Annotated in this window: 8 protein-coding genes; 1 reads left to right on the top strand and 7 read right to left on the bottom strand. The window is 68.7% G+C overall.

Annotation, left to right across the window (positions count from 1 at the left end; translation table 11 throughout):
- Nucleotides 1-40 precede the first annotated feature (40 nt).
- The 4 genes from VJ655_RS19225 to VJ655_RS19210 are packed head-to-tail and all read right to left on the bottom strand — an operon-like array spanning nt 41 to nt 4961.
- A complete protein-coding gene (locus VJ655_RS19225) occupies nt 41-2497 on the bottom strand; it encodes a glycoside hydrolase family 99-like domain-containing protein (protein ID WP_324113891.1) in 2457 nt (818 codons plus the stop codon).
- Nucleotides 2494-3411: a class I SAM-dependent methyltransferase gene (locus VJ655_RS19220; RefSeq protein WP_324113889.1), complete on the bottom strand. Its 918-nt coding sequence runs from the start codon at nt 3409-3411 to the stop codon at nt 2494-2496. The genes VJ655_RS19225 and VJ655_RS19220 overlap by 4 nt, the downstream gene beginning before the upstream one ends.
- Nucleotides 3408-4160, bottom strand: coding sequence for an ABC transporter ATP-binding protein (locus VJ655_RS19215; protein WP_324113887.1), 753 nt, complete (start codon nt 4158-4160; stop codon nt 3408-3410). The genes VJ655_RS19220 and VJ655_RS19215 overlap by 4 nt, the downstream gene beginning before the upstream one ends.
- Nucleotides 4161-4169: 9 nt before the next feature.
- Nucleotides 4170-4961: an ABC transporter permease gene (locus tag VJ655_RS19210; protein ID WP_324113885.1), complete on the bottom strand. Its 792-nt coding sequence runs from the start codon at nt 4959-4961 to the stop codon at nt 4170-4172.
- Nucleotides 4962-5216: 255 nt separating this feature from the next.
- On the opposite strand from VJ655_RS19210, the gene VJ655_RS19205 reads away from it, so the two are divergent.
- A complete protein-coding gene (locus VJ655_RS19205; RefSeq protein ID WP_324113883.1) occupies nt 5217-6968 on the top strand; it encodes a hypothetical protein in 1752 nt (583 codons plus the stop codon).
- A gap of 10 nt (nt 6969-6978) precedes the next feature.
- Here VJ655_RS19205 and VJ655_RS19200 read toward each other — a convergent pair whose 3' ends face one another.
- Genes VJ655_RS19200 through VJ655_RS19190 form a run of 3 tightly spaced genes read right to left on the bottom strand, consistent with a single transcriptional unit; the run spans nt 6979 to nt 9456 of the window.
- Nucleotides 6979-8088: a chemotaxis response regulator protein-glutamate methylesterase gene (locus VJ655_RS19200; RefSeq protein WP_324113881.1), complete on the bottom strand. Its 1110-nt coding sequence runs from the start codon at nt 8086-8088 to the stop codon at nt 6979-6981.
- A 2-nt stretch (nt 8089-8090) separates the two neighbouring features.
- Nucleotides 8091-8951, bottom strand: coding sequence for a CheR family methyltransferase (locus VJ655_RS19195; protein ID WP_324113878.1), 861 nt, complete (start codon nt 8949-8951; stop codon nt 8091-8093).
- A gap of 28 nt (nt 8952-8979) precedes the next feature.
- Nucleotides 8980-9456: a chemotaxis protein CheW gene (locus tag VJ655_RS19190; protein ID WP_324113876.1), complete on the bottom strand. Its 477-nt coding sequence runs from the start codon at nt 9454-9456 to the stop codon at nt 8980-8982.
- Nucleotides 9457-9566: the final 110 nt, after the last annotated feature.

Genomic DNA, 9566 nt, shown 5'->3' with positions numbered 1-9566 from the left:
AGCCGCCGCCCCGCCCGGCGCGCCAGGCCGGCCAGCCGTCTCACAGCTCGAAGCTCGCGCGGTAACCGGCGCGGATGGCGATGGCCGCCGTCAGGCGCTCGATCGCGTGGGCGGTCGTGCCGTCGACACGGCCCAGTTCGGGCTCGAAGCCGATCTCGGCGTCGGTGAGATTGGAAAGCGGCGCGAAGGCCTCCGTCCGCCCCCAGAACATCGAGCCGGCCGCGAACGGCGTCTCCGGCGCGACCTTCAGGCCCATCCGCGCCGACAGCCGCGAGACGGCTTCCCGATTGTTGTCCATGACGTCCGGATCGCCGACCCGCATCCGCGCCTCTGACGAGGCCAGCAGGCCCAGCCTGGGATCCTGGTCGAACGCCCGCAAGGCCAGCGTCGCCGCCTCGCCGCCCAGCAGGCCGTCGACCAGTTCGGCCCGCCACGCGTCGCCCTTGGCGCGGTGCGGCGAGCGTTTGGAGTGCAGCTTGCAGAACACCGAATAGCCGAAGCTCCGCGCCCGGCGCAGGGTCTCGACGAACGGGCGGATGTCGCGCCCCCGGTTCTCGGCGATGGCCAGATGGGCGTTTGGGAAGGCCGCGCGAACGCGAGCCAGATCGGCCTGATCCCAGGTCTCCGGCACGGTGATCATCAAATCCAGCAGGTCGGCGGTGGCCGCCAGGCGCTCGGCGAACCAGTCGATCAGCTCCGGATAGAAGAGGTGCAGCAGGGTCACGGCGTCGGCGCGCTTGACGAACCCGGCTTGGGCTTCAGCCACCAGAGGATGGGCGTCGGTCAAGCGCGGCTGATAGGCGCTGAGCGCGGCGCGGGTGGCGTGCAGATAGCCATGCCCGAACCAGCGGTCGGGCTCCAGATAGGCGCCCTCCCCCCACTCGTTCCAGGCGTTGACGAAGACCACCGCCTCGCCCTTGGGGTGGCGCGCGACCGCATGGCTCAGCGCGCCGGACAGCCAGGTCAAATAGCTCTCGGGGTCGGCGTTGTGGAAGGCGTGACCAGCCCAAGGCTTGCGCGCCTGGTTGTCCCAGCCGGGCATCACGCCGGGCACGAAGGCCGCGTCGACCCGCGACAGTTCGGACAGCTTGTGACGCACCACCGCCGGATAGTCGTAGACCTTGCCGGTGAAGGCCTCGTGCAGCGGGGTCACCGCCTTGGTGATCTCGCCCTCGACAATGGCGTGCGGCGGGAAGTCGATGATCCCGTCGAAGCCGTGGCCGGCATAGTCCTGGAAGCCGAAGGCCGTCGTGCACAGCAGGTGCAGTTCGCCCAGCCCCATGGCGCGGGCCTTGGCCCGCCAGCGCTCGGTGGTGGCCTTGGCTTCGGGCAGGATCTCCGGACGATAGAGCACCAGCACCGGCTTGCCGCCGACACGCAGATAGCGCGGATCGCGGATGTAGCGGGCCATGTCCTCGAACACGGCCGCGTCGTCCTCCGGCGAGTGCTTCTGGGCCATCAGGACGTCGGTCTCGTCGCCGTCCCAGCGGCGGGTCCAGTTCTCGTTGGCCCAGCAGAGCGCGAATGGCAGGTCCAGGCTCGGATCGGCCAGATAGAGCTCGATCGGCTTTTCCAGCAGGCGCTTGCCGGCGAACCAGTAGTAATGGAAGCAGAAGGCGTGGACGCCCGCCCCCTTGGCCAGGTCGACCTGCTGGGCCAGCACCTCGCGCTGGCGCAGGTCGTAGAAGCCGAGATCCCCTGGCAGGCGCGGCTGGTAGTGGCCCAGGAACTGCGGCTGGGCCTTGGAGACGTTGGTCCACTCGGTGAAACCCTTGCCCCACCAGGCGTCATTCTCCGGGAACGGATGAAATTGCGGCAGGTAGAAGGCCACGACCTTGGGCGCATCGACCGGCAGCGATATCGGCGCGGCGATCGGCGCGGCGTAGTGGGGGCTGCGCAGGTTCTTCGAGACCTGGATCGCGTGGGTGTAGGCCGCGCGCACCGGACCGGCGTCGCCGGTCTTGGCGCGACGGGCCCGGACCTGCTCGGCGACGGCGCGACCCTTGCGCCAGACCGCGCCGACCGGCTGGCGCAGCGGCCCGAGCGCTGGCTTGATCGCCTGGATCGCCGCGCCCTTCCAGCCGCGCGGATCCCGCCCCAGATGACCGGCCGGCTTGACCGAGACCTCGCTCACGGCGAAGCGGCACGGGCCTTCCGAAGGATCGAGACGCACCCGCATCAGCTGTCGGCTGCGAGCCGGCAGGGAGGCGAACCAGCCGTCGGGCCCGGCCTTCAGACGGGCGTAGGAATCCTCGGAGAAGCCGTCGCCCCAGTCGGCGAAGAGGGCGGGGCCAACAAGCTCTCCGTCGAGGGCTTCCAGCTTGACGTCGACCCGGACGGTGCGGGCTGCGCGCAGCGCCGCGCGTTCGGCGCGCGAGGGCGTCCAGATCATCTGCGGATCGTCGCCGGTCCCGACCAGCGCGAGCCGCCCCTCGCCGTCGACGCCCTCGACCGTGACGTCGCGACCGGGCTTGAGGCCGGGCGGAAGCGCCGTCATGCCTTGCCCGTCAAGCGGCCCAGCAGCCGCGCCACAAACCCCGAGCGTTCGGGGAGGCGCTTGCGGATGACCACGGCCGCCTGCCAGAACTGAGCGGGATCGTCGATGTAGCGCACCACTTCCCCGCCATGCGGCGCGGCCTCCTTGGCCACGAACTTGGCGGTCACCGCCGTCTCGCCATAGACGTCGGACTCGCGATAGGCGCCGCCGCCCGACGGCAGATAGGCGATGCCCTCCTGGGCCAGGTCGGCGCGCAGCTGCGGTAGGCGATCCTTGTAGACCGACAGCGCCGCGAGCCAAGCGTTGGGCGAGGTCGCGTCGGTAGCCTCCAGGAAATCGAGAAAACGCGGCGGCTCGACCGTGAACACCAGCAGGCCGCCGGGAGCGAGCACGCGCATCAGCTCCGCCAGCCAGGCGCGGAACAGGTGCGGCGGCAGGTGGGTGAACACCGAATAGGCGGTGACCAGACGAAAGGCCCCGTCCTCGAACGGCAGCGGCTGGCCGTTGGCGATCGTCTCGAACCGGCCCGGCAGGTTGGCGCCGGCGCAGAAGGCGACCATGTCCGGATCGATATCGACCCCGACCATGTCCTGGGTCTGGAAGTCGCGCAGGAAGAACCGCCCGATCCGGCCCCAGCCACAGCCGAAGTCCAGATAGCCCTTGCCGCTCGAGCGCTTGTAGCCGCGGTCGCCCATGCTTTCCTGGGCGAAGCGATAGAAGCGACCCGCCTCGTCGAGGGCGTCCTCATAGGCCGAGCCGACGAACTGGCGCTGGATCTCCGCGGACGGAAAGTCGGGAAACAGGCGGCCGTCCTGCACGCGCTCGGCGACCGAGCGCTTGAGCCGCGCGATCCAGTCGTCGGTCTCGACGCCCTTGATGTCCTCATGCGCGAGGCGGATGGCGGCGTCGGTCATGCGGCTTGGCTCTCACGATAGGCCAACCAGTCCTCGGTCGAACCAAGGAACGCGATGCGGCCGGCCTTCAGCTCGCAAACGCGGTTGCAGACGCGGCGGACCAGATCGTGGTCGTGGGTGGCCATCACCACGATCTTGGCGTCCTCGACCATCTGGTGCATGCGCTGGCCGGCCTTCTTGACGAAATCGGCGTCGCCGGCGCTGAGCCATTCGTCGAGCACCAGGATGTCGGCCTCGAACTCGGTGGCGACCGAGAACATCAGGCGCGCCAGCATCCCCGCCGAATAGGTGCGCACGGGCAGGTGCAGGAAATCGCCCAGGCCGGAGAACTCGGCGATGGCGTCAATGCGGCTGTCGATCACCTTGCGCGGCAGGCGTCGCATCAGGCCCAGCTTGTGAATGTTGCGCAGGCCGGTGGCTTCCATGTCGAGGCCCGCGCCGATCGCGATCATCGAGGTGATGTCGCCGTCGATCTTCAACTCGCCGCGCGTGGGGTGGTAGATGCCGGCGATCACCTTGAGCAGGGTCGTCTTGCCCGAGCCGTTGTGGCCGACCAGGGCGATGCGATCGCCCTCGTTGATCTCGAGATTGATGTCGTGCAGCGCCTTGACCGCGGCGACGTCGCCGGCGGCCTTGTACATCTTGCCACCGACCGCGAGGTTGAACACCGCGCTGCGCAGCGACTGCGAGCGCAGGCTGTAGACGAAGTAGTCGAGATCGACGTCCGTCAGCTTGATCTGGTGCGTCATCGCCAGCTCCTACAGCCAGAAGACCACGCGCTTGCCGAACTTGGCCAGCAGCACGAAGGCGACCACGGCGAGCACGCCGGTCGTCCCCAACGTCCACAACCAGTCATTCGCGGCGGGAGCATGGCCGGTCAGCGGGGCGCGCAGCAGCTCGATCTGGTGGGCCAGAGGGTTGTAGTCGGCCACCCACTGACGGCCGGCGCTCATCTGCGAGCGCATCCAGAACACCGGCGTGACGTAGAAGATCATCTGGACCAGGAAGCCCATCATGTAGCCGATGTCGCGGAACCGCGTGGACGGGATGGCGATGATGAAGCCCATGAAGCACACGTTCAGCAGCACCAGCAGCACGCCCGGAACCAGGGTCCAGTGGGGGATCGTGAACCGGCCCAGGACCAACATCATCAGCCAGAAGGCGACCATCTGGGTGAGGAAGTTGGTCATCGACTTCTGGGCGTGCAGGAACACATAGAAGCTGAGCGGCAGGCGCTGGCTCTGCATCAGACCCGCATTATAGAGAAAGATCGCCTGGGCCTCGGCGATCGTGACGCCGACCAGCGACCAGGCCAGCAGGCCGGCCACCACCTGGGGATAGCTCTCCCGCAGGTTCACGCCCATCAGGCCGCCGACGATGAAGGCCAGGGCGAAGGCGACGACCAGCAGGTTGCAGGCCATCCAGAACGGCCCGAGAATCGAGCGCTGGAAGCGCGAGGCGGTCTGGTCCAGGCCGAGCCGCCACCACAGGGGCGCCAGACGAACGCCGTCTCCCACATCCTTGAGCGCCGCCACAAAGGGACTCGGCATGCGGATCCTTCCTCGGAGCCCGACCGGCGGGCTCGAATTCCATACTGACCGCGCGACGAAATCACGGCTGGATCGCCCGGCCGTCGCGCTCGAACGCCTCACGGCGTCGGCAAGGCGCCTGCTTACAGAGCGCCGCGCCGCCCGACAATTGCTTTGGCGGATCGCCGACCGTCGGTCGTTCAGATGACCGGCCGGCCTTTACGGCAAATTCGCACATTCGCGCCATGTTGAGGAACATTCCTGGGCGGCGTTTTCATGGTCTCTTCTTCCCTGGCGGTTTCCGCCTCTTCCGCCTCTTCTCCCGACGACAGGGCCGCCGCCTGCCTGGAAGCGGCCCGGGGCGCGATCGAGGGGCGTTTCCTTGAGGTCGGCGACGTGCTCTCGCGGGCCGTCGACGGCATGAACGCCCTGATCAACGCCCTCGACCGGATGCGCGAGAGCCTCGACGGCGACGGCGTCGCGGCCGCCGCGCGCGAGCTGGGCCAGGCCTCGGCGACGCTGCGCCAGCTGCCGGAGAGCCTTGAAGCCCGTCGTGTCCAGTTGAGCGATCTGGTCAAGGTCGGGAGCGACCTGACCAAGTGCATCGAGGAGATGCACAAGCACCTGGCCTATCTCCGGGTCTTCGGCGTCAACATCAAGATCACCTCGGGCGGTATCGCCGCCGCCGGCCCCGAGTTCGCCATCTTCGCCCAGGAGATCTGCGACTGCATCGAGATGGGCCGCGGCCAGCTCGACACCTTCCGCGCCGACCTGACGACGCTGGACGCCAGCCTGCGGCGGGCGCTGGGACAGGAAGCCGACCTGGGCCGGCGATGCGACGAGCTGTTGCCCGCCGTGCCCGACGCCCTGATGGCGCAGGTCGCCGCGATCACCGCCCACCAGGGTCGGATCGCCGAGATCACCGAACGGGTCGGCGCCCTGGCGCGCGAGGTGCGCAAGAAGGTCGGATCGGCCCTCGCCGCTCTGCAGATCGGCGACATCACCCGCCAGCGGATCGAGCACGTTCAGTTCGGCCTGCGGCTGCTGGAGACGCCCGAGGTTCGCGCCCTGTCGGCCGAGACCCGGCATAGGCTCGCGGTCTTCCTGCGCCGCCTGCTCTCGGCGCAACTGGCCGCGACGACCGGGGATTTCCGACGCGACGTTTCACGGATCGGCCTCAACGTCGGGGCCATGGCCATCGACGCCGGCGAGATCCTGCGGCTGCGCGACCACGCCCAGGGCGAAGGACGAGACGGCAAGGGCAGCTTCCTGCGCGGCCTTGAGGCCAGCATCGGCCAGGCCTTCGCGCTCGTGGACGACATCGACGCCGGCGAGCGCTTCGCCGAGGAGGTCAGCCGCTCGGCCGCCCGCTCGGCCCAGGATCTTGCCGCGCAGATCGCCGCCATCCAGAACATGCGCGCCGACGTCCAGATGATGGCGCTGAACACGACCCTGAAATGCTCGCGGATCGGCGAGACTGGAAAGCCGCTGGGCGTGATCGCCATCGAGCTGCGCCAGCACGCGACCCACCTGGAGACCTCGGCTGGCCACACCCTGGCCGCGCTGGAGGCTCTCTTCGGCTCGGCGCCCGTCGAGCAGGACCAGCCGGAGCGGGCGCAAGAGACAAGCGCGGCCTCGGCCGCGGCCAGCGCCCTGCGCGAGGCCGTGACGCGTATCCGCAAGACCGGCGATGAGGTCGAGGGCGACTTGGCCGGCGCCGCGCGCCAGGGCGGCGAGGTGGTCGACATGCTCAAGCAGGCCGCCGCGCGCTTCGACTTCGACCGGCAGGTCGGCGGCTATCTCGACGAGGCGCTCGGCGTCCTGGCCGGGTCCGACACGTCGGAAGATCCGCGCATCGACGATCTGGCCGCCACGCTAGCCCCGCTGATGGCGGCGCTGGCCCGCACCTACACCATGGCCCAGGAGCGCGAGGTTCACGCGGCCTATGCGGCGAGGGTGGGCGAGATTCCGGAAACGGAAGACCTCGCCGGGCCGGGCGTCCAAGACGACGAAGACGTCTTCTTCTAGGCGCGACGCCTCAGCGCCGCGAGGCCTTGAGGATCTCAGCGCCCAGCTGCTGCAGTGGCGCCACACGATCGACGCAGCCGCGCGTGATCGCCTCCTTGGGCATGCCGAACACGACCGAGGTCGCCTCGTCCTGGGCGATGGTGAAGGCGCCCGACTGCTTCATCTCGTCCATGCCGCGCGCGCCGTCGTCGCCCATGCCGGTCATGATCACGCCCACGGCGTTCGACCCCGCCGACCGCGCGGCCGACCGGAACAGGACGTCGACGGACGGGCGGTGGCGCGAGACCAGCGGTCCGTCCTTGACCGAGACGTAGTAGCGCGCCCCGCTGCGCTCGAGGATCGTGTGCTTGTTGCCCGGCGCGATCAGCACGCGGCCGCGCAGCACCGTGTCGCCGTCCTCGGCCTCCTTGACCGAAACCGCGCACAGGTTGTCCAGCCGCTTGGCGAACGAGGCGGTGAACTTCTCGGGCATGTGCTGGACGATGACGATGCCCGGCGAGTCCGGCGGCAGAGTCTCCAGCACCGCGCGAAGCGCCTCGGTGCCGCCGGTCGAGGCGCCGATGCAGACGATCGTCTCGGTGGTGCGCGCCATGGCCTTGCCCGCCATCGAGGCCTTGGGCGGCGGCAGCATGGCGTCGGCGGTAAGCCTCTTCTCCGGCTCGTGGATCGGCCGCGCCAGAGCCATCGGAGGCCGGCGCGCGCCCGCCACCTTGGCGCTGGCGGCGGCCTTGACCGCGTCGCAGATCCGGATTCGCGACTCCATCAGGTGTTCGGCGACGCCCACCTTGGGCTTGAGCACGATGTCGACGGCTCCGGCTTCCAGCGCCTGCATCAAGGTCTCGGTGCCGGACTCGACCAGGGACGAGCACATCACCACCGGCACCGGATGCTGGGCCATCAGCTTGCGCAGGAAGGTGATGCCGTCCATGCGCGGCATCTCGACGTCCAGGGTGATGACGTCCGGCACCTCGTCGCGGATGCGGCGAGCGGCGACGAACGGATCGGAAGCCACGCCGATCACCTCGATCTGCGGATCGGACTCGAGGACGGCCGCCAGGGTCTGGCGCACGGTCGCGGAGTCATCAACGATCAGGACACGGACTTTTCGACCGAGGGGCACGACTAGCGCTTCTGGAAAACGGTGTTGGCGATCTGACGGACGGGAAGGTCGATGCCGACGATCGACTCAGAATGACCCAGGAACAGATAGCCGCCAGGCGCCAGATGGTCGCATAGGCGGGTCAGCACCTTGGCCTGGGTCGGCTTGTCGAAATAGATCAGGATGTTGCGGCAGAAGATGATGTCGATGTCGCGCTCGACCGGATAGGCCTCATCCATCAGGTTCAGCCGCCCGAAGGCGACCTTCGAGCGCAGGCGCGGAACGATCCGCACCTCGCCCAGCGCGCGATCCTTGGACTGCATCAGGTACTGGCGGCGGCGAGCCATGGACACCGGCTCGATCATCGGCTCGGCGTAGCGGCCCGCCACGGCCTTGGCCAGGACGTCCGTGCAGATGTCCGTCCCGAGAATGGAATAGTCGAGGCCCCGGCGGTCGGCGATGAAGTCCTCCAGCACCATGGCCAGGGTATAGGCCTCGGCGCCGATCGAGGCGGCCGCGCTCCAGATCTTGAGTGGTTTGCGCCGCCCCTTGGCTAGAGCCGGCAGGCCAACCTTCTCCATGAAGTCGAAGTGGGTCGGCTCGCGGAAGAACTCGGTCTTGTTGGTGGTGACGACGTCGATCAGGTGGATGGTCTCACCCTCCAGCCCGCCATCCTCGAACAGGAAGCTGCAGTAGGCGTTCAAGCTGTTCATCCGGTGCGCGCGCATCCGGCGACGCAGGCGCCCCTCCAGCATGGTGCGCTTGTTCGACGGCATCTTGATGCCGCTGTAGTCGTGGATGAACGCTGACAGCCTCGCGAAATTCTTGGCGGAAAGCTGGTCCAGCTGGGGGGAGACGGGCTGCGCGAGGGCGGCTTGAGACACTCTGATTCTTTCCCTCAAGCCTCGCGGGTCACGCGGCCTGTTCGATGAGCATGGCGTCCTGACTGGTCAGCAGCCGGGCCAGGTCGAAGATCACCACGAAGCCGTGGTCGCGCCGCACGACGCCCTTGATGTAGTCCGACCGCCACGGCACGCCGATATCCGGCGCGGCCTCGATCTCGTCGGGCTCGAACGTCGCCACCTCGATGACGCGGTCGGCGACCAGGCCCAGCGACAGGGTGCGGCCGTCGACCGGCACGTCGAGCACCAGGATCCGCGTCGCCAGGTCCGGCGCCTGGCGCGGCAGGCCAAGCTTGGCGCGCAGGTCCAGGGTCGGGGTGCCCCTGCCCCGCACGTCGGTCAGGCCCAGGAGATAGGCCGGACCTTCAGGCAGGGCCGAGGGCGCGCGGTAATCCAGGATTTCGCGCACGAAGGCCACCGGCACGGCGAACACCTCGGCGCCGAGACCCAGGGTCACGCATTGGCGATCGAGGATCGATCCGCTCACGCCACGTACTCCTTGAAGTCGCCGTCCTCCTCGTCTGGGCCGCCGTTGGTCAGGTCGAGGGCGAAGCCGGCGGCGCGGGCCTGCTGGGCCGCGACCGGATTGCGGGCCGG

This window comes from Caulobacter sp. (assembly GCF_035254145.1).
Taxonomy (GTDB): domain Bacteria; phylum Pseudomonadota; class Alphaproteobacteria; order Caulobacterales; family Caulobacteraceae; genus Caulobacter.
Note: the sequence above shows the minus strand (reverse complement) of the source record. Positions and strands in the feature narration are given on the sequence as shown.

Excerpts from the sequence above, each read along its gene's own strand:
- VJ655_RS19210 (WP_324113885.1), bottom strand. The coding sequence starts at position 4,961 with ATGCCGAGTCCCTTTGTGGCGGCGCTCAAGGATGTGGGAGACGGCGTT.
- VJ655_RS19220 (WP_324113889.1), bottom strand. The coding sequence starts at position 3,411 with ATGACCGACGCCGCCATCCGCCTCGCGCATGAGGACATCAAGGGCGTC.
- VJ655_RS19215 (WP_324113887.1), bottom strand. The coding sequence starts at position 4,160 with ATGACGCACCAGATCAAGCTGACGGACGTCGATCTCGACTACTTCGTC.
- VJ655_RS19225 (WP_324113891.1), bottom strand. The coding sequence starts at position 2,497 with ATGACGGCGCTTCCGCCCGGCCTCAAGCCCGGTCGCGACGTCACGGTC.
- VJ655_RS19205 (WP_324113883.1), top strand. The coding sequence starts at position 5,217 with ATGGTCTCTTCTTCCCTGGCGGTTTCCGCCTCTTCCGCCTCTTCTCCC.